We start from the raw sequence: 19,175 nt of genomic DNA, 5'->3' as shown, positions 1-19,175 counted from the left end.
AAATGCTATCAAAGCATGCCGTATCGCCTTACACTACCAACAGAATAAATAACCTGAGTGATTGAGATGCCCCCAATTATTTGTAGCAGTGCTTTGCAAGCCGTGGCGTTAATTGAAGACAATGAGACCCTATGGACTCATTCAATGGGCGCCACGCCGAAAGTATTGCTCGATGCTTTAGCCGCACATGCACTGACTCGAAAAAATCTCACGTTATTACAGCTGCATACCGAAAATGCCGAATCACTCAGTGATCCACGATTACACGGCCATCTTCGCCATCGATGCTTCTTTGGCGGCGTGCCGACACGTGCGCTTTTACAGCGTGGTGAGGCCGACTATGTGCCAATTTTTTTATCTGAAGTACCTAAGTTATTTCGCTCTGGTGAGCAGCCTATCGATACCGCTATCATTCAAGTTTCGCCACCCGACAAACACGGCATTTGCTCTTTAGGGATTTCTGTTGAGGCAACATTAGCCGCCTGCCAAATGGCTCGAAAAATTATTGCCCATATTAACCCTATGATGCCGCGCACCCATGGCGATGGATTTATTCATTATCATAAACTGGCAGCCGTGTATGAACAAAGTGTGCCGTTACCTCAACATCCTCTGGCGGCAAGCGATGCTACGAGTATGGCGATTGGTCAGCATGTCGCAAAATTAGTCCAAGATGGTGACTGTCTACAAATGGGCATTGGCGCTATTCCAGATGCGGTTTTGGCTTGTTTAACCGAGCACAAAGATCTTGGTGTGCACACAGAGCTTTTTTCTGACGGGGTACTCAATCTGGTTGAACTCGGCGTGATCAATAACAGTCGCAAAAAAGTGCACCCTGGCAAGCTTGTCACAGGATTTGCCTTGGGAAGCCAACGACTTTATGATTTTGTCGATGATAATCCCTCGGTGATATTTATGGATATTGAACAAGTCAATGACACCTCTATTATCCGTAAAAATCCCAATGTAATGGCCATCAACTCAGCCTTACAAGTCGATATCTCAGGGCAAATTTGTGCTGATTCGTTAGGTACGCGAATTTACTCAGGTGTCGGTGGTCAGATGGATTTTATTCGTGGTGCCGGGTTATCCGAAGGTGGGCGCTCTGTTATTGCCCTGCCCAGCACTGCGGCAAATGGCACAGTGTCTCGCATAGCGACAGTATTATCACCAGGCGCAGGTGTCGTGACAACGCGTGCCCATGTGCACTACATAGCCACTGAATATGGTGTGGCAAACTTACGCGGCAAATCACTACGGGAACGGGCTCGAGCCCTTATTGACATCGCCCACCCTAAATTTAGGGAGCAGCTTTGTCGAGAAACGTTTGAAATGTGGCAACTCAGGGTTTAGCCCAATAACATAGTCAATGTATATTTGGGCGTGAACTGGTATCAAACTAAGTGGCAAAACCACTTAGTTTATCCAAGTTAAATCCAGTCACGCTAGAGTATCGGGGCCTTATAAGGCATCGCCCCTAAATAATCTTTTTTACCCACTTCAACTCCATTGTGACGCAATATGGCATAAGCAGTGGTGACGTGAAAATAAAGGTTTGGTATGGCATGTTCAATGGCAAATTCATAACCTGTAAGGTACTTACCTTCCCAACGCGGTTGTGAAACATGCACATTCGCCGCAGCGGCAAAATCCGCCTTATTAAAACTTGCCAAGTATTCAAGCACTGATGCGATACGTGCGCGAAGCTCTTCAAGTGTCGTTTCACTATCATCATGCTTAGGCACGGTATCCATGTTGCCGGTTAATCTCGCCACACCAATTTTAGCGGTATCGCAGGCTATCTGTACCTGACGAATAAGATTAAATTGATCGGGCGCTAAGCGCGCATTCAATAAAACCGACATATCTACTCTTTTAAGGGCTGCGAAGGCTTCAGCCTTATCAAGAATATGATTTAAATTATTCAACATTTTGCTAAATTGTACGACAGTCAGATCGTAAAGCATGACAGAGTCCTCATTGAGAGCTGCAAATCTACAGCGCTTAGATAGTTAGTGATAACGACTAAGATAGCAAGCCAATTAACACTCTTGAGGTCGATAACCTTAGCCAATCATACGATTGCACTCTTCAACGCCGCATTTCGACCCAAACGAGTTAACCGACGATAGGTTTTTGCCCTGATGAAATCGCCGCCATACTCTTGATTAACATGTAAATGCATGTCGCCAATAAACATACACCTAAATAGACCACTAATCCGTCATCGGCAGCTGTAAATACTGTCGCCATTAATGGCCCAAGTACTGAACCCACGCTGTAACACAGCAGCATTAATTCGGTCACGGCAACCATTTTTTCAATCGGTAAGGTATCTGATGCCAAGGTAATGGCGATGGGGTACAAGGCAAAACTGCTAGCCCCTAATAACAATAAACTGCTTGCCATCATTAACAAACTTGAGGATTCGAGTATGCCCATTACCGCGATACAGCCTAATAAGCAAAATATCGCCATCAATAAACTTTTACTCATGCGGGTTGAAAGCGCACTAGCAAGGGGTTGTACTGCCATTCCACCTAGAATGACGCTCGCCATTAATAAGCCAGTATGTCCGGAAAAAGCAGTAGACTGGGATAAATACAATGGCATTAGCCCGTAAATTGGCCCCAATAATAACCCCGACACTATGCACCCAATAATGGCGGGGCGATTAATATAACGCATTTCTTTGCGGTTAATACGTTGTAATGTCTCACTAACTGGCTGACCAGAACGCAAAACTAAGGGTGCCAATGTCGCTAAAAACAATAACCCTAAAACCACTAAATAGGGTTGAATCCCTTGGGTGCCAAATACTGAAATAGCCAATTGCCCCGCCGCACTGCCACCATAAAGCGCAACCATATATAACCCAAGTCGCTTAACGCGCTTTTTAGGACAATCCGCCATTAACAACCAAGACTCGACCACCACAAATACCCCTGCTATGGCCATACCAGCAACAAATCTTGCAGTTAACCATATAATGGGATTGGGCAGCAGCAACATAACCACGACGGTTATCGCAACCACACTTAAGAACAAAATAAATGCGCGTCTATGACCAAAGTATTTAATGACTTTTTGTATACATGTTGCGCCTAATAACAAACCAAAATAAAACACACTCGCCAGCCAAGGCGTGAGTGATGAACTTATGCCAAAGTAGGATAGTGACAACGGAATAAGGCTCATTAAGAAGCCAGATGCAATGGCAAAAAAAGTCAGGCCAATCACAGGCAAGGCAATGCTAGTGTCAGCATTTTTATGGGTAATGTTGGACAATTTATAACTACTTAAAGTGAAATTGAAGCGTGTTTAAGACAATGGGTTTAGTAAGGGGAAACTTGCCCGCAAATTATCGGCGGCAATGTAATGTTCAAGAGGAAACAAGTAAAGCTAAAAACTGTTATAAAAGCATATTAATGGGCATTTAGAGGTAATATGTTATCAAAACCAATGATTGTTATTTATTCAGCTTAGCAATTGTCACTAAAAAGTAGCTAAAACAATAACAAATAGATAAGTCAACTGGCAAAAGAATTGCAATTAATGTTTAGAAAAAATCAAAAAATAACACCAATAAGTTACTTTTATAAAGCAATAACACCACAAATAAGCAGAGGTGACAAAAAGCCTAAAAATGAATGTTAAACGGACTTACTAGCGGGTTTGTCATAGTGACACTAAGGTCAATATCGGACCCCGACCTTATTCACGATATGAAGATATTGAATAGGGGTTATTTAATTGTCACGTTTTACGCAAACAAATAGCGCATTACCCGAAGCTCCATCCCAAGGAACAATCCTATTATAATCGTGCTCAAATATTTGTACGTCGAAATACGGGCTTAATAATGCTGTCATATCAGCAAAACTGGTTGCAACCATCGCATGGGCATCTTGCCATTGCTGGGTAATATCATCCTGGGTTTTGGAAATGCGTAAATTTAAAGCCTGCATGTCACCCTCGCCTTGATAATACCAAGCTGACTCAAATACAAATTCGCTGCCGTCAAATTCTGCGCTATGCCTAACTCGTGCATTGTTATCAATTTTATGTCGATCAACCGAATTAAAACAAAACAGCCCGCCTGCATTTAAGGCTCTATGTACGCTAGCAATACACGCTTTTAACGCTTTAATGCCGGGAGAATAGTGAATCGAATACAAAAAACAGGTGATTAAATCCAGAGATGAGTCAACATGAAAGTCAGTCATATTTTGCAAACTAAATTGCGCTTCTGGGCAACGTTGCATCGCAATATCTAGCATAGGTTGATTAATATCGAGCCCACTACTTTGAAAGCCGAAATCAATAAAATGCCTGATATGTGGCCCCGTGCCACAGGCTAAATCTAAATGGTGTTTGCCGCTATTACCTAAAAACTGATGCAAACGCGCAATACTATGACTTTGTTGTTGATAGTTAATATCACAACACATTAAATCGTAATAACCAGACAAATCAGTATAAAGCGCATTAACAGACATAAACTCGAGTCAACCACACAGGCATATTTAAGGGCGCGCATCATATATCAATTTACCCAATTGAGAAACGAGTAATATTAAGTGATTAACAAAGAGTGCTAGCAAGGCGGAACAAGCCACAATTTAAAGCAAGGGTCAGCACACGTAAAACACCTCAGGGATTCATAGCTTGGCTATTCAACATCCTCTAAGGGCGGGTATCTTAGCGGTTTACTTTAACAAAAAATTTTAACTTGGTTTTTGCCATTTTGTTTAGCAATGTAAAGTGCCTTATCGGCATTTCTTAGCATGTTATCCATTGACTGAGCATCTAAGGTGGCTTGATTAAAGCATCCATTTACAGTACCAGATATGCCGAAACTGGCGGTAAGAGACAATTGAGTATGGATATCATCAATCTTGATCGCTTCAATTTTTCGTCTGATCTTTTCAGCTTGCATCAAACCTTGTGCTTCAGAGGTTTCCGCTAAAAAGACAATAAACTCTTCGCCTCCCCAACGAGCCGAAATATCACCTTGACGACAGCTATCGGTTATCGCATCTGCGACACTTTTTAACACTATATCTCCCATGCTATGGCCATAAATATCATTCACATTTTTAAAGTTGTCGATATCAATGATAACAATAGTGACCTCTCTTTGGTTGGCAACGATATGCTCGAAAATGGGCTGGGTAAGCTCTTTAAAACCTCGACGATTGTTTAATTCAGTTAAAGGATCTGTTCGAGCGTATTTTTCAGCAATCCGCTTATCTATCTGTGCAACCCTAAATTGTCTGGCCAAAATGGAAGCAAGCAAGATAGCTTCAAATGCCATACCAAACTCAATAGCCTTAAAAGTATAATCATTATAAGGTACAAGAAAGCCTGCTACTGCTAGCGTTGATATCGCAATACATAATGCCGCGGTGACAGACGATAAAATAAAAAGCACCGCAAATGGCTTTTTAGCCTGTAACGCTTTGATACCCAAAATAATAAACAAAAACACAAAACTGGAATTGAGCAAGAACGACAATATCGCCGAAAATATCAACTGATCAAACACAAATCCGGTCAGCATTCCAAGCGGTATATACAGTGCTATCCGTAATACTAATCGATCTAACTTTGGCGCATACTCTTTTGTTTTTAGCAAAGTACGAGCAAACAGAAGCCCTGTTACGCTGTAGGTAATCATTAAAAAAATATCTAACCAATCTTGAAAATAGACACCATAATCCGCGGTAATGATGGTATGAAGTTGGCCAGTATACGACAGGCTATTTAAGACAAAACCGAGAAGATAAAGACAATACAAGCCATATTCAGCTTGGCGAATAAATACAAATAACACTAAATTATACAGTGCCAGAGCAATCATAATGCCATAGAGAGCACCGAACTGATAACCACTAGAAATATCACGGCTTATTGCTGCCTTAACCGAGCTAAAGTAAACAGGTAACGCCATGGGCCCCTTCGTTTCGACCCGGATAATAACTTGAGTCTGCCCCGGGGGATATTCATGTTCAAATGCATAAAAACGATATTGCATCGGACGCTTTTCAAACGCATAAGCATCACCTCCAGCAAAATGGTTAATCACCTCGCCATCTTTAATCAACCAAGTGTCAATGTAATCAATCCATGGTGTTTCTAAAGACAAACGATAAAACTCAGTCATATCCGTAGTGTTATCAACCGTAAATGTCATCCACACAGGAGCAACATCAATCCCCAGAGAAATAGAATGACTCGACCCCTTTGACAAAGGGACTGTATTAAAGTGCTCACGTGCTTCGGTTAAGGTAATTTCGCGATCTGATTCTCTGAAATACTCAGTATATTTACCTAAATGACCTTGGGTGAATTGCGGAATAGCGATAGTTTCAGCGCTGCTGTCACTACTAAAAAACACGCCCAAAAGAGTGCTAAACACTAGCAATAACGGGGCTAAATATTTCTCAATGGTAAAGCCATTTTTATTGTTATTCGAAATACCATTCATAAGCAGTAATTTAAGAAAATGAATTGTTATACAATTGATAATAGCACTTAAATACGTCCTCCTCGAAATATGTGAAAATGAGTACAATTTAATTCTCGATAACTAACCATGTTTACTGTTTATACGGCTACAGCAAGGCTCTGCCCATATTGACGCTTACACAAAAACACCCTAAATACTTTATTTCAGGCGATAGTATTCAATCGGATCAGACAAAATAAAAAACCCTGTTCCTATTGGGAGCAGGGTCTGATGGTGAAATCATTAAGTCATGAAGGTCTAGCTAATGCCGCTTTTTACTCAACTAAATTAGTTAGGTGTTCATTGCTATTTATTGGCTGATTAACGTACCCAAAGCATCAGCTCATTAGCATTAATCACGCCATATTGTCTCTTAGCCAGATTACCTGCAGGATCAAAAAGTAACAACTCGGTTGAATTAGCGCGATACTTAGCAATCAGCTTCTCACCATTAGGATCGCCCACTCTTGCAAGTAAAAACACAACATTATCGCCAAGATGCGCACGGGCTTCATTCATCTGCTCAGTTTGGCTATTACTTACTGTCAGGTTGGGATCATACACAAACACCACTGTAGGCTTACCCATGCCGATTTCTTCATGGGTAGTTTTAAACCCTTTTGGCATCACCGTCATCAGAATCGCCAATAAAGCCAGTATCGCGGCAATGACACCGAGTACCATTAACGGTTTTTTAGCGGTGTTGTTTGTTTGATGTTCATCCATTATTTGAGCTCTCTGTTACGCTTAAAATTTATCCTCATCAATACAGTGTAATAAACTAACCTGAGACAAAGATTAAAAGATTATCAAGCTCGCCACTAAAGACCCTAGTTTATCAAAACAAATCTTCAAACCATTTTTTGGTGGCACCTAAGCTAACCATCATTTTCAGCTTGAAAAGTGCCATAGTGTCACCCGATTCTAAAGCGGTCTCACCACAACGAGGATCTGAACGCTGCAACGCACCAGTCATTTTGTGATCAATAGGAATAGGTTCACAGCCATGCCCCGACTCGCAAATAAAGTCCCACTTTTCTTTCGCAGGTAAATGGCAAGCAAAACAATTACCACCAAAGCGATTATTCACATCTATAAATCCACGTTTAGCAATTTTCGTCCCTGCCTCATCAACTTCTAATTCAAAAAACTCCCAGTCGCCAGTAACAGGAGAAGTGCCAGGTTCACGCTTAACCATCACTTCAGTCGGTACCAACTGCACCACTGAACCTGTTGGATAAATCGCGCCATCGGGGGCATTGGCTGCAGCCAACGTCGCATCAATATTGCCCAGCACATTATCAACATAAAAATGGCGCACTGGTGTCATTTGGCGGATACAGCTAAAACTGGTTTCATCAACCTTAACAACGACTTCTGATTTAGAAGAAGCTGCATAAGTTACACAGCTAATCAAAGTCATACATATCATCAGTGCACTTTGCACAACGACTAATACGGTTTTCATATTATTCCTTTATGAACGGTTATTCGTTCAAACTCATTCTAGCCCTAACTCACTGCAGGTGACTGCAGTTATGGGCTAACGTTTTCAGTGGCACTGCCATTTTGTATCCATGGCTCAACTCAGTCACCTTTGGCAACATATTGCGAATAAAACTCATCAACAGACATATACGGCAGTGTAGCGATAGGTAATGACAATAATTAAACAACATGCAATTAAATAGATAGCAATTAAATTGCGCACAATTCTATTATCATGTTATGACTTTTTATTACTCATAACAAGCCTATGTTGAATAAATTGCTTTCACTGACACAAAACACACCAAAGAAATGCCTTCAAGCTTGCTACTGCGCCTTAGCACAGTTAAAGTTCATCCGCTTATGGCTTTATCATAAGTAGCTTAGATGATTTCTAGTGAATTTTATTTAAAGGGTCAGTTTTTTATGGAAAAAATGTTTGAGAAGTTGATGTATGCATCACGCTGGATCATGGCACCTATTTATTTAGGCTTAAGTCTGGTTTTATTCGCCTTAGGCATAAAGTTTTTTCAAGAAATTTTTCATATCCTACCGATTATTTTCGAGATAAAAGAAGTCGACTTAATCCTCATTACACTCTCACTGATCGATATCACTTTGGTCGGTGGTTTACTGGTTATGGTGATGTTTTCAGGTTACGAAAACTTCGTCTCACAGCTTGATGTAGGTGAAGACAGTGAAAAACTCGGCTGGCTTGGCAAAATGGATTCTGGCTCACTGAAAAACAAAGTGGCTGCATCTATTGTCGCCATATCGTCTATTCACTTACTTAAAGTGTTTATGAATGCCGAAAATATCGATAATGATAAAATCATGTGGTATCTACTTATTCATATCACCTTTGTGTTATCTGCATTCGCTATGGGCTATTTAGATAAAATTAGCCGTACAAAGTAACAGTGCTATAAACCTTTAAAAGACTCAAAAAACTAAAAGCCCCGATACCCATTAAGTATCGGGGCTTTAGTCATTTATAAGCTAATACCCTCTAAGCTGCATAGCATTCAGCATTGTGGTGACATAAAAACGTCGCAGCTAAAATTGAATACCTACAAAATAATCTCAGCGAACACAAATCCAATAATCACCGAACTCACAATAGACACCACACCAGGCACCACAAAAGGATGATTAAATACCCACTGGCCAATACGGGTTGATCCTGTGTCATCCATTTCAACTGCCGCAAGCAAGGTGGGGTAAGTGGGCAATACAAATAAGGCACTGACCGCAGCAAAAGATGCAATAGCCGCCTCAGGGCTTACCCCAAGCATAAAGGCCGATGGCATTAGCGCCGCAGTGGTTGCGGCTTGTGAATACAGCAACATGCTCGCTAAAAACAAAATAATCGCCAACATCCACGAGTGCTCTTCTAACAAACCACCCGATAACGCTTTAATTTCGTCTATATGCCCTGCAACAAAAGTGTCGCCTAGCCAGGCTACGCCCAAGACACAAATACAGGCACTCATGCCCGACTTAAACGTGGCCGCATTAAGTACCTCGGCTGAATCGACTTTGCAAAACAAGGTTATCGCCGTGGCTGCGGTTAGCATAAACACCATAATGGCTTCATTACGTGGCAATGTTGGATTATCAATCAGGCCGACAGCATCACTAATCGCGGTTGCATAAAACACCACCGCCACGATAGCCACCAAAAACACCATCACCGAGCGCTTGGCTCCAGCGGGTAACTCAATGTTAGTGCTATCGCGCTTACTCACTAACCCGTGCGCTAAACGGTCTTGATAAATAGGGTCATCTTGCAACTCTTTGCCCATAAATTGGGCAACAAAAGCACCAATCATACAAGCCAGAAAAGTGGAGGGGATACAGATCATCAATAAACTAATATAGCCCACGCCTTTGCTTTCAAGCATACCGCTCATCAGCACCACGGCAGCTGAAATAGGTGACGCCGTAATCGCAATTTGTGAGGCAACAACCGCAATACTTAATGGGCGTGAGGGACGAATACCCTGCTCTTTGGCTACCTCAGCAATCACAGGTAAGGTAGAAAACGCAGTGTGGCCCGTACCCGCAAATAGCGTCATGGTATAAGTGACAATGGGGGCTAAAAAAGTCACCTGCTTTGGGTTTTTACGCAAAACACGCTCTGCGATATTGACCAAAAACTGCAAGCCACCAGCCACTTGCATGGCCGCAATTGCCGCGATAACAGACATGATGATCAGAATCACATCAATAGGAATGGTGCCTGGTTTCATCCCTAAGCCAAGTGTTAACACCAACACACCACAGCCGCCCGCAAAGCCAATCCCAATGCCGCCAATTCGTGCGCCGATAAAAATGGCTGCCAACACCACCACTAACTCAATTGTTACCATAAATCCTCCAAGCCTTCATTGCGGCGCACTTTACTGCAAAGCCTGGATAAATAATGGATGATTAAATCAATAAAATATCAATTAACAGTACAAAAAACCGTAATTGTTAACTTGAGCAGGTAACATTGGTTACTGATTTCACATACCTCACATTAGGGGGTGTCTTTATGAAGTAATTCCATCAACCCCACTAATGCGCCAAACAGCACAGCCCCAACAGGCCAAACAATCCAAGTGGTACCCCAAGCCATTGTCCAAAAGCTCCAACCAAGATAGATAGCGGTTAACAAGGGCCAATAAAATTCAGCCAACTTCTCGGCGCGTTTAGCACGCCTGCTTGTTTCTGTCTCTTTAACGGCTTCTTTTAAGACATTGCTATAGGCATCATATTTTGCTGACACTGGCAAAATAATGAATAAGCCAACGGCAATCATAAAAAGCAGCACAGCGACCATCAATAAAATAATGTCTTGCTCAAAAGAAAAAATACTCACACACATCAGTGGAAAAAAGCTCACAATAAAACAAAAAATGCCCACACACTTTAACGCTTGAACTACTTTCCTACTGCTCTGCATCAATCTTATATGCATTGATTATTTCAGAGTTTATTTTGGGAATTCCATTAAGGAAGTCAAATCATCTCCGTTCAACAGCGCTTTACCACGACATTTAGCTTTCACACTTCAATAACTCAAACAAGTGAGCTATAGAGTACGCTGGAAGTTAACTTTTTTATCGATAGTTCAAAACCATTACATTTGATGACAATCATATGGTTGAAGTGGCATCACTCAATATTTGATCCCTCAGGGTCAGAGTAAACTTACTATAAGCCCTTCAACAAAAAAGCTCACATGCCATTAACTATTGGTGCTGCCAATATTCAGCTCTAAGCTTTTAACCTGTTAACTGGTTTCATTTTGAGTAATTAACCTTACTCAAATATCATTAAAAATGTTTTGAGGGATCCATGCGTTGATGCAAAATACGAGCGACATGAATACCGTTATCACTGATTTGATAAAAGACAATGTGCTTCTCAACAGGAAAGCTTTTAGCACCATCATAAACATCACTTCTTTCTCTACCAAAATCAGGATATTGAGCTAGTTTTAATAAGGCGGCATCTATGCTTTGAGCATAGATCTTTGCCTGCGCATTTCCCCAAGATTCAATTGTGGATGAAATGATTTTGAATAAGTCTTCTTCGGCTAAAGGGGATAACCTATAGCTAGGCATTGTCAGCCTTACCAATAGATTTTCTCTCAACAGAGTGTGAAGCTTGTTCAAAAATATCCATAACACTATGCTTTGACAGCTCACCAGCGGCTAGCTGTTCGAAGCCTTTAGCGACCTCTTCACGTAACACTTCAAGCTGTTGATTTTTAGCAAGGTCTTTCTCAAATAGCAGTCTCAGACCATCGCGTATCACTTCACTAGCGGAGGTATATAAGCCTTCAGATACTTTCTCTGTGATCCTTCTTTCGAACTCTTTACCTAATGTAATATTCATTATTAAGACTCCAATCATTTAATGAGTATATTATGTGCATAATATACGCATGATTCAAGTGCGGAGGTAAATGATCAGAGTAAACTAATACAAAAGCCATCCAACAGAAAGCCCCGATACCGTTAGGTATCGGGGCTTTCAATTTCTTTTACAAGAAGTTCGGTTCTAAGCTTTTAGGCTAGAGACCAACATAAGTATCTAACGCAGGATAAATCGGGTTAGAACAAGGCGCTTTACCACGACGTTTAGCTTTTCATAAACGAGTGGTGAAGCAACGCAGTTATCACCGATTTAGACCAGTTAGATTACATCATGCCACCCATTCCGCCCATACCACCCATGCCGCCCATATCTGGCGCAGACTCTTGTGGTACTTCACCAATCATAGCTTCTGTTGTAATCATCAAGCCTGCAATTGATGCGGCAAACTGTAATGCACTACGGGTCACTTTAGTTGGGTCTAGGATACCCATTTCTAACATGTCACCGTAGGTGTCGTTACCCGCATTGTAACCGTAGTTACCAGTACCGTTTTTCACTGTGTTTGCAACCACTGATGCTTCTTGACCAGCGTTAGTCGCGATTTGACGTAATGGCGCTTCCATAGCACGTAATGCGATTACCACACCGTGTTTTTGGTCTTCGTTCAATACTTCAACATCTTTGATTTTGCTTGCTACGCGAACAAGTGCAACACCACCGCCGGCAACAACACCTTCTTCAACGGCTGCGCGAGTGGCGTGTAATGCATCTTCTACGCGGGCTTTTTTCTCTTTCATTTCAACTTCAGTGGCTGCGCCAACTTTGATAACGGCAACACCGCCAGCAAGTTTAGCCATACGCTCTTGAAGTTTTTCTTTGTCGTAGTCTGAAGTTGATTCTTCAATTTGCTGTTTGATTTGGCTAACACGACCAGAGATTTGTGTTTGGTCACCGTTACCATCAATAATGGTAGTGTTATCTTTAGTGATGATAACGCGCTTAGCTGTACCTAAATCTTCTAGGGTCGCTTTTTCAAGCTCTAGGCCGATTTCTTCAGCGATTACTGTACCGCCAGTTAAGATGGCAACGTCTTGTAACATTGCTTTACGACGGTCGCCAAATCCAGGGGCTTTAACCGCAGCGACTTTAACGATGCCGCGCATATTGTTAACCACTAACGTCGCTAATGCTTCGCCTTCAACGTCTTCTGCAACGATAAGTAATGGCTTACCTGTTTTTGCTAAACCTTCAAGGATTGGCAGTAATTCGCGGATGTTAGAAACTTTTTTGTCTACTAATAATACGAATGGGCTGTCTAATTCAACGCTGCCAGTTTCTGGCTTGTTGATGAAGTAAGGTGATAAATAACCACGGTCAAACTGCATACCTTCAACAACGTCTAATTCGTTTTCTAGCGCTTGGCCTTCTTCAACGGTAATAACGCCTTCTTTACCCACTTTGTCCATTGCTGTAGCAATGATGTCGCCGATTGACTCATCAGAGTTAGCAGAAATTGTACCTACTTGTGCAATCGCTTTAGTGTCGGCACATTCTTGAGAAAGTAACTTAAGTTCAGCAACGGCTGCGATAACCGCTTTGTCGATACCGCGCTTAAGATCCATTGGGTTCATACCCGCAGCCACTGCTTTTAGGCCTTCAACAACAATAGATTGAGCTAATACTGTTGCGGTAGTGGTACCGTCACCTGCGGCATCATTGGCTTTAGAAGCAACTTCTTTAACCATTTGTGCGCCCATGTTTTCAAACTTGTCTGTCAGTTCGATTTCTTTGGCTACTGATACACCATCTTTAGTGATTAGTGGTGCGCCAAAGCTTTTATCTAAAACCACGTTACGACCTTTAGGGCCTAAAGTAACTTTAACTGCATTGGCTAGAATGTTAACGCCCGCAAGCATTTTTACACGTGCGTCATTACCAAATAATACTTCTTTTGCTGCCATGTCTTGATGTTCCTTTAAATTAATAGTTTAAGTGGACAGTCTAATGATACCGGAGGCTTAGCCTACAACAGCCATCAGGTCAGCTTCTGACAGGATTAATACTTCTTCACCGTCAATTTTCTCTTTTTTAACGCCATAACCTTCGTTGAAGATCACAACATCACCCACTTTTACGTCAAGTGGTTTAACTGTGCCATTTTCTAAAATGCGACCGTTGCCTACTGCAAGAATTTCGCCACGAGTTGATTTTTCAGCTGCACTGCCTGTAAGTACGATGCCACCCGCTGAAGTAGATTCAACTTCTAAACGCTTAACAATAACTCGGTCATGTAATGGACGAATATTCATCTATGAACTCTCCTAATGATTTGATGCCCAAAAATCGAGGCGGTTTTATGGAAAAGGCTTTTACCTTTGATGGAAGTTATATGGGGGTGACACATCACACTTCCAAGGGCAAATGATAAAAAACTACAGAATTTTTATGTCTATTTTATTAAACCGACCTAAAGCCTGATAGAATTCGCCTCCTGAATAATGCAAATCGACGCTTCCATGAAAGATAAACACGGGTTGCTTACCGCGCCAATAGGTCGTGTGCTGTTTAACATGACCCTCCCTAACCTGATTGGTATTCTCACCATTCTGGGCGGCAGCTTAGTGGATATCTATTTTATCAGTCAGTTAGGCACAGAAGCCTTGGCGGCGGTAAGCTTTACGTTTCCTGTTACCTTAGTCATTACCAGTATAGGTATTGGTATTGGTGCGGGCGTATCCACTAACTTAGGCCGATTAATAGGCTCTGGTAATGCAGAGCAGGCCAAGCTGTTTTTATTTGATACCTTAGTGCTGACATTTGTCATTATTACTGTGTTGTGTGTGTTAGGTGGCGTGTTGATTGAGCCATTATTTAGTCTTTTAGGGGCGAATCAACACAGCATGCCTTACATTTATGACTATATGATGTGGTGGTATTGCGGCGCACCTGCGCTGGTACTGTTGATGGTAGGTAATCAAGCATTACGGGCCACGGGCGATACCCGCTCTCCGGCTAAAATTATGATGCTTGCCGCGATTGTTAATTTGGTTTTAGACCCTTTACTGATTTTTGGTTTGGGCCCATTTCCACGGTTAGAAGTACAAGGCGCAGCCATTGCCACTATGCTGTCTTGGATAATCGCCTTGGCATTAGCGGGACGATTACTGATTGTTAAACGCAAACTGCTGCACAGTGCCAGTTTGGTAAAAGATCGTATGGTAGCCCATTGGCGCGCCTTAGCCCACATTGCCAGACCTGCCGCATTAATGAATGTGATAAACCCAATCGCCAACGGCATTTTAATGGCCATGCTCGCCAGAATCGACCACGCTGGAGTTGCCGCTTTTGGTGCGGGCATGCGTTTAGAGTCGGTATTGTTATTGGTCGTCATGGCGTTATCGTCTAGCTTAATGCCGTTTATTGCACAAAATTTAGGTGCGGGTCAGCATGTGCGAGCCAAGGATGCATTATTAACATCACTGAAATTTGTGTTGGTGTTTCAAACCCTACTTTATATTCCGATGTACTTTTTTGCCCACCCAATTGCCGAGCAATTTTCAAATGATCCGCTAGTGATTGATTGGCTGACATTTTATATTATAGCCTTACCTGCCGCCTATGGCCCTTTAGGTATTGTGATTATTTTTGCCACCAGCTTAAATGCATATCACCGCCCTATGAGTTCATTAGTCATTAATTTGTGTCGCTTAATGCTGTTAATGCTTCCCTTGGCTGCATTAGGCTCGTACATTGGTGGCGTAAAAGGCTTGATGCTGGCACTACCCATTACCAATACCATTATGGGCTTAGCCTGCTATATTTTAGCCACTAAGATAACTGAGCCCGTTAAACACCATCACACGACAGCCGTTATTGTCGAGTAATCATCAGCACCATCAATGAATAGGCATATTATGGCTATCCAAAACACTTCAAAATCAAATCAAGCTCCAGCCATCAAACGGCCTTTAAAAGCGGCACTGATGTCAGCCCTTATTTGCCCTGGTAGTGGCCAAATCTGGCTAGGTAAAAAATGGCAAGGTATTGGGTTTATGACGTTGTCTTTTGTGTGTTTGGCGGTAATGATGAACTTCGCCATTGAACGGGCACAGGTGATTGCCGATAAAATTTTAGCCGGTGAAGTGGCTTTAGAGTACAGTGCGATTTACGCGCAAATTACTCAGGTGCCTGATGGTGATATGGCGCAAATAAGCACTTGGATAACCTGGCTGTTTGTCGCCAATTGGCTGACCAGTGTTATTACGGCTTATCTTGTGGGAGCAAAGGTTTCGGCATAAATCGCCCGCTAAAAAACAAAGCCAGCAATTAGCTGGCTTTGTTCCATTATTTGCGCTCATCATTGTGTTGATGATCGATTTGATGGCTTTCTGGTCGTTTTTGGCTTGGGTCGTCTTTATGCTCAAAATCACCCTCAAAAGTATTGCGATCTTGATCACGAGTCGGGTCAAACGGATTTTGTCCAAATGGCCCTTGATTAAACGGCCCTTGTGGTCCGAATCCAGGCTTAAAACCGCCATTAGCAACAACCCGTAACTGCATACGTTTATACATAAAGGCGGCTATTGGGGCGCGGGTGAAAGGGGTTAATAACAATAAACCTATTGCATCAGTCACAAATCCCGGAATTAACAACAACACACCTGCGGCGGCTAGCATCATACCTTCAACAATTTCTTGTCCTGGCGCTTCACCACGAGCCAACTTTTGCTGCACTGTCATCAGGGTATTTAACCCTTGGCTTCTTACCAATGACACCCCAACGATTGCAGTAAAAAAGACTAGGCCAATGGTAGGCCACACACCCAAGGCATCACCCACTTGAATCAATACTGACAGTTCCAGCGCGGGTACAATAATGAACACTAACAATAAAATCAAAAACATGTAAACCTCGGTTAAACAGTAACTCTCGGCATTAAATTAAAAATAATCGAATGTTGATGAAAACTATATGGGGATTATACGGTCTATTTTCAAGAGACTTCACGGTTCTTAAACATAACAGTGAAATCTGCATCTAAAAACCGTAAAGTAACCCAATACTGCCCATTTTAGCTTAAGCTAACGTTAAGTTTAGAAGATATACAATGACTGCAGACTTTTTACTGATTTTTTCAACCTGTCCTGATAAAACTACAGCTGACAAAATTGCGCGTGCATTAGTGGAGGCCAAACTGGTTGCTTGTGTGCAAATTAGCCCAATAGTTGAGTCGGTTTATTATTGGGATAACCAAGTATGTCAGTCGCAAGAAGTTCAATTGCAAATAAAATGCCGTAGCTTACATTACTCAGCAATTGAACAAATGGTGATCCAATTACATCCGTATGAAGTACCAGAGTTAATCGCAACACCTATTATTAATGGGCTTGCGCCTTATTTAACATGGATAAAAGAAACCACTACATTATGAAAAAAATATTCGCCTTTGTTTTAACATCTTTACTGCTAGTGTCCTCTATTGTTATTGCGCCTTTGGCGCAAAGTGAAGGGGTATTTAGCAAGAGTAAATTCAGTTTTTTAAGCAGTGAACCTGAACTTTTGCCTGTTAATGAGGCTTTCTCATTCGATTTTAAACAGCAAGGCAATCAATTAAAAATCAGCTGGGTGATTGCCGACGGTTACTATATGTACCGCGATAAATTGACCTTTGCCGCTGACGGCGCGGTGATTGGTGATATCAATCTGCCCCGTGGTAAATCCCATAACGATGAATATTTTGGTGAACAGGAAGTCTTTTACTCATTTGTAGAGATCCCCGTTGGCATTAAAGAAGCCAGCAACGAAGCCACCTTTAAAGTGACCTTTATGGGCTGTGCTGAAGGCACACTGTGTTATCCGCCTACAACTCGCGATGTCATTTTATCGCAAGTCGCCGCCAATGATGGCAAAGTAGCCCAGGCTAAAAAAGTTATCGGCGCACCACAAGCAACCGATTCTGACGATACCGCCCCCTCAACAGCACCCATCACCCAACAAGATACCTTAAGCCAAATGCTACAAAACGACAGTCTATTATGGACTTTGGCTATATTTTTTGGATTAGGTATTGGTTTGGCATTAACCCCTTGTGTGTTCCCTATGTATCCCATTTTATCGGGGATCATTGTCGGCCAAGGGCAAAAACTATCAACGACAAAAGCTTTCACGCTATCGATGGCTTATGTGCAAGGTATGGCAATTACCTACTCGTTACTTGGCCTTGTGGTTGCCAGTGCGGGCATGAAATTTCAAGCGGCGTTACAACACCCAGCTATTTTGATTTTCCTCGCGGTAATGTTCGTGCTATTAAGCTTGTCGATGTTTGGCATGTACGATTTAAAATTGCCATCAAAATGGCAAGAAAAAATGAACTCGCTCTCTAACAACCAAAAAGGCGGCAATTTAATTGGCGTGTTTTTAATGGGAGTTATTTCAGGATTAGTGGCATCACCTTGCACAACGGCACCACTATCTGGCGCACTCATTTATGTGGCGCAAAGTGGCGACCTGTTACAAGGCTTCTTAGCATTGTACGTATTAAGTATGGGTATGGGCGTGCCGCTATTAGTATTAGGGACCTCTGGCGGTAAAATTCTGCCTCGTGCGGGGGCGTGGATGGATATTATTAAAACCATCTTCGGCTTCTTGCTAATCTCTGTTTCTATCATGATGATTGGCCGTATTTGGGTTGGGTTAGTGTCTGATGTGCTTTGGGCTATTTGGGGTGTGAGCTTGGTGGGTTACTTAATGCACCAAAACAAACTCACTCAATTTAACTGGAAACAAACTGTGCGCAGTGTCTTGCTGTTACTGGCCTTACTGGCGAGTTTCTCTTACGGTTTTCAAGCGGTAATGAGCCACTTTGGCTTCCAAACCCCGGGAATAAGCCAATCGGCAACAAATGGCATAGCAAAAGCTGAAGCCCATCACTTTATCAGGATTAAATCATTAGCAGATTTAGAAACTGAGCTGGATAAAGCCAGCATCAGTGGCAAAACTGTCATGTTAGATCTTTATGCTGACTGGTGCGTGGCCTGTAAAGAGTTTGAAGCGATTACGTTTGCTGATGGCGCAGTACTTGAGCGCATGGATCAGATGGTAATACTGCAAGCCGATGTCACTAAAAGTGATGCAGTTGATATCGAGTTGCTTGAGCACTACGGAGTATTGGGCTTACCAACATTATTAATGTTCGATAAAAATGGTGCTATACGCGATGATTTACGTGTAACTGGCTTTATGGGACCTAAAGACTTCGCGAATCACTTAGACTTGCTCTTGAAATAGTGATTTAGCAAATACTTT

19 protein-coding genes are annotated in these 19,175 nt (G+C 42.1%); 6 read left to right on the top strand and 13 right to left on the bottom strand.

The features are described from left to right. Positions 1 to 66: 66 nt before the first annotated feature. Entirely contained in the window at positions 67 to 1,353 is a 1,287-nt protein-coding gene (locus IEY03_RS13540) for an acetyl-CoA hydrolase/transferase family protein (RefSeq protein ID WP_188842586.1), read from the top strand. A 92-nt stretch (positions 1,354 to 1,445) separates the two neighbouring features. On the opposite strand, the gene IEY03_RS13535 is transcribed toward IEY03_RS13540, so the two are convergent. From IEY03_RS13535 to IEY03_RS13510, 6 genes are all read right to left on the bottom strand, one after another. Then, entirely contained in the window at positions 1,446 to 1,967 is a 522-nt protein-coding gene (locus tag IEY03_RS13535; RefSeq protein ID WP_188842584.1) for a DUF1993 domain-containing protein, read from the bottom strand. Between the two features lie 151 nt (positions 1,968 to 2,118). Continuing rightward, complete coding sequence (locus tag IEY03_RS13530; RefSeq protein WP_229778334.1) at positions 2,119 to 3,288, bottom strand: MFS transporter; 1,170 nt, start codon at positions 3,286 to 3,288, stop codon at positions 2,119 to 2,121. A gap of 461 nt (positions 3,289 to 3,749) precedes the next feature. Then, entirely contained in the window at positions 3,750 to 4,499 is a 750-nt protein-coding gene (locus tag IEY03_RS13525) for a class I SAM-dependent DNA methyltransferase (RefSeq protein WP_188842582.1), read from the bottom strand. 215 nt (positions 4,500 to 4,714) lie between these two features. After that, positions 4,715 to 6,490: a sensor domain-containing diguanylate cyclase gene (locus tag IEY03_RS13520; protein ID WP_188842580.1), complete on the bottom strand. Its 1,776-nt coding sequence runs from the start codon at positions 6,488 to 6,490 to the stop codon at positions 4,715 to 4,717. Positions 6,491 to 6,832: 342 nt separating this feature from the next. Next, entirely contained in the window at positions 6,833 to 7,237 is a 405-nt protein-coding gene (locus IEY03_RS13515) for a hypothetical protein (RefSeq protein ID WP_188842578.1), read from the bottom strand. Positions 7,238 to 7,349: 112 nt separating this feature from the next. Then, positions 7,350 to 7,979 carry a hypothetical protein gene (locus IEY03_RS13510; RefSeq protein ID WP_188842576.1) on the bottom strand — a complete coding sequence of 210 codons (630 nt, stop codon included), beginning with the start codon at positions 7,977 to 7,979 and terminating at the stop codon, positions 7,350 to 7,352. 446 nt (positions 7,980 to 8,425) lie between these two features. Between IEY03_RS13510 and IEY03_RS13505 the strand changes: the two genes are divergently transcribed. Then, the gene (locus IEY03_RS13505) at positions 8,426 to 8,917 is read left to right on the top strand and encodes a TIGR00645 family protein (RefSeq protein ID WP_188842574.1); all 492 of its coding nucleotides are present in this window, start codon (positions 8,426 to 8,428) and stop codon (positions 8,915 to 8,917) included. Between the two features lie 152 nt (positions 8,918 to 9,069). Here the strand turns inward: IEY03_RS13505 and IEY03_RS13500 are convergent, their stop codons facing one another. From IEY03_RS13500 to IEY03_RS13475, 6 genes are all read right to left on the bottom strand, one after another. Next, positions 9,070 to 10,371: an anaerobic C4-dicarboxylate transporter gene (locus IEY03_RS13500; protein ID WP_188842572.1), complete on the bottom strand. Its 1,302-nt coding sequence runs from the start codon at positions 10,369 to 10,371 to the stop codon at positions 9,070 to 9,072. Positions 10,372 to 10,523: 152 nt separating this feature from the next. Further along, entirely contained in the window at positions 10,524 to 10,865 is a 342-nt protein-coding gene (locus tag IEY03_RS13495; RefSeq protein ID WP_188842570.1) for a hypothetical protein, read from the bottom strand. A gap of 457 nt (positions 10,866 to 11,322) precedes the next feature. Further along, positions 11,323 to 11,613: a type II toxin-antitoxin system RelE/ParE family toxin gene (locus tag IEY03_RS13490; protein WP_229778333.1), complete on the bottom strand. Its 291-nt coding sequence runs from the start codon at positions 11,611 to 11,613 to the stop codon at positions 11,323 to 11,325. Next, positions 11,606 to 11,887: a type II toxin-antitoxin system ParD family antitoxin gene (locus IEY03_RS13485; RefSeq protein WP_188842568.1), complete on the bottom strand. Its 282-nt coding sequence runs from the start codon at positions 11,885 to 11,887 to the stop codon at positions 11,606 to 11,608. Before IEY03_RS13485 ends, IEY03_RS13490 begins: the two co-directional genes overlap by 8 nt. Before the next feature lie 305 nt (positions 11,888 to 12,192). Beyond that, positions 12,193 to 13,830 carry a chaperonin GroEL gene (gene groL, locus IEY03_RS13480; protein WP_188842567.1) on the bottom strand — a complete coding sequence of 546 codons (1,638 nt, stop codon included), beginning with the start codon at positions 13,828 to 13,830 and terminating at the stop codon, positions 12,193 to 12,195. A gap of 57 nt (positions 13,831 to 13,887) precedes the next feature. Then, positions 13,888 to 14,178, bottom strand: coding sequence for a co-chaperone GroES (locus tag IEY03_RS13475; protein WP_188842565.1), 291 nt, complete (start codon positions 14,176 to 14,178; stop codon positions 13,888 to 13,890). A gap of 207 nt (positions 14,179 to 14,385) precedes the next feature. Here IEY03_RS13475 and IEY03_RS13470 point away from each other — a divergent pair, with 207 nt between their 5' ends. Beyond that, complete coding sequence (locus IEY03_RS13470) at positions 14,386 to 15,753, top strand: MATE family efflux transporter (RefSeq protein ID WP_188842563.1); 1,368 nt, start codon at positions 14,386 to 14,388, stop codon at positions 15,751 to 15,753. A gap of 30 nt (positions 15,754 to 15,783) precedes the next feature. Next, positions 15,784 to 16,167, top strand: a complete 384-nt coding sequence (locus tag IEY03_RS13465; protein WP_188842561.1) for a hypothetical protein — start codon at positions 15,784 to 15,786, stop codon at positions 16,165 to 16,167. A gap of 46 nt (positions 16,168 to 16,213) precedes the next feature. On the opposite strand, the gene IEY03_RS13460 is transcribed toward IEY03_RS13465, so the two are convergent. Beyond that, a complete protein-coding gene (locus tag IEY03_RS13460) occupies positions 16,214 to 16,774 on the bottom strand; it encodes an FxsA family protein (RefSeq protein ID WP_188842559.1) in 561 nt (186 codons plus the stop codon). A gap of 203 nt (positions 16,775 to 16,977) precedes the next feature. On the opposite strand from IEY03_RS13460, the gene cutA reads away from it, so the two are divergent. Next, a complete protein-coding gene (gene cutA, locus IEY03_RS13455) occupies positions 16,978 to 17,301 on the top strand; it encodes a divalent-cation tolerance protein CutA (RefSeq protein WP_188842557.1) in 324 nt (107 codons plus the stop codon). Beyond that, positions 17,298 to 19,157: a protein-disulfide reductase DsbD gene (locus IEY03_RS13450; RefSeq protein ID WP_188842555.1), complete on the top strand. Its 1,860-nt coding sequence runs from the start codon at positions 17,298 to 17,300 to the stop codon at positions 19,155 to 19,157. The genes cutA and IEY03_RS13450 overlap by 4 nt, the downstream gene beginning before the upstream one ends. The last annotated feature ends 18 nt before the right edge of the window (positions 19,158 to 19,175 follow it).

The sequence above is a fragment of the Shewanella aestuarii genome, from assembly GCF_014647215.1.
In the GTDB taxonomy this organism is placed as follows: Bacteria; Pseudomonadota; Gammaproteobacteria; order Enterobacterales; family Shewanellaceae; genus Shewanella; species Shewanella aestuarii.
The sequence above is the reverse complement of the archived record's forward strand: the minus strand, read 5'-3'. Positions and strand labels throughout refer to the sequence as shown.

Excerpts from the sequence above, each read along its gene's own strand:
- IEY03_RS13540 (WP_188842586.1), top strand. The coding sequence starts at position 67 with ATGCCCCCAATTATTTGTAGCAGTGCTTTGCAAGCCGTGGCGTTAATT.
- IEY03_RS13535 (WP_188842584.1), bottom strand. The coding sequence starts at position 1,967 with ATGCTTTACGATCTGACTGTCGTACAATTTAGCAAAATGTTGAATAAT.
- IEY03_RS13525 (WP_188842582.1), bottom strand. The coding sequence starts at position 4,499 with ATGTCTGTTAATGCGCTTTATACTGATTTGTCTGGTTATTACGATTTA.
- IEY03_RS13520 (WP_188842580.1), bottom strand. The coding sequence starts at position 6,490 with ATGAATGGTATTTCGAATAACAATAAAAATGGCTTTACCATTGAGAAA.
- IEY03_RS13515 (WP_188842578.1), bottom strand. The coding sequence starts at position 7,237 with ATGGATGAACATCAAACAAACAACACCGCTAAAAAACCGTTAATGGTA.
- IEY03_RS13510 (WP_188842576.1), bottom strand. The coding sequence starts at position 7,979 with ATGAAAACCGTATTAGTCGTTGTGCAAAGTGCACTGATGATATGTATG.
- IEY03_RS13505 (WP_188842574.1), top strand. The coding sequence starts at position 8,426 with ATGGAAAAAATGTTTGAGAAGTTGATGTATGCATCACGCTGGATCATG.
- IEY03_RS13500 (WP_188842572.1), bottom strand. The coding sequence starts at position 10,371 with ATGGTAACAATTGAGTTAGTGGTGGTGTTGGCAGCCATTTTTATCGGC.
- IEY03_RS13490 (WP_229778333.1), bottom strand. The coding sequence starts at position 11,613 with ATGCCTAGCTATAGGTTATCCCCTTTAGCCGAAGAAGACTTATTCAAA.
- IEY03_RS13485 (WP_188842568.1), bottom strand. The coding sequence starts at position 11,887 with ATGAATATTACATTAGGTAAAGAGTTCGAAAGAAGGATCACAGAGAAA.
- groL (WP_188842567.1), bottom strand. The coding sequence starts at position 13,830 with ATGGCAGCAAAAGAAGTATTATTTGGTAATGACGCACGTGTAAAAATG.
- IEY03_RS13475 (WP_188842565.1), bottom strand. The coding sequence starts at position 14,178 with ATGAATATTCGTCCATTACATGACCGAGTTATTGTTAAGCGTTTAGAA.
- IEY03_RS13470 (WP_188842563.1), top strand. The coding sequence starts at position 14,386 with ATGAAAGATAAACACGGGTTGCTTACCGCGCCAATAGGTCGTGTGCTG.
- IEY03_RS13465 (WP_188842561.1), top strand. The coding sequence starts at position 15,784 with ATGGCTATCCAAAACACTTCAAAATCAAATCAAGCTCCAGCCATCAAA.
- IEY03_RS13460 (WP_188842559.1), bottom strand. The coding sequence starts at position 16,774 with ATGTTTTTGATTTTATTGTTAGTGTTCATTATTGTACCCGCGCTGGAA.
- cutA (WP_188842557.1), top strand. The coding sequence starts at position 16,978 with ATGACTGCAGACTTTTTACTGATTTTTTCAACCTGTCCTGATAAAACT.
- IEY03_RS13450 (WP_188842555.1), top strand. The coding sequence starts at position 17,298 with ATGAAAAAAATATTCGCCTTTGTTTTAACATCTTTACTGCTAGTGTCC.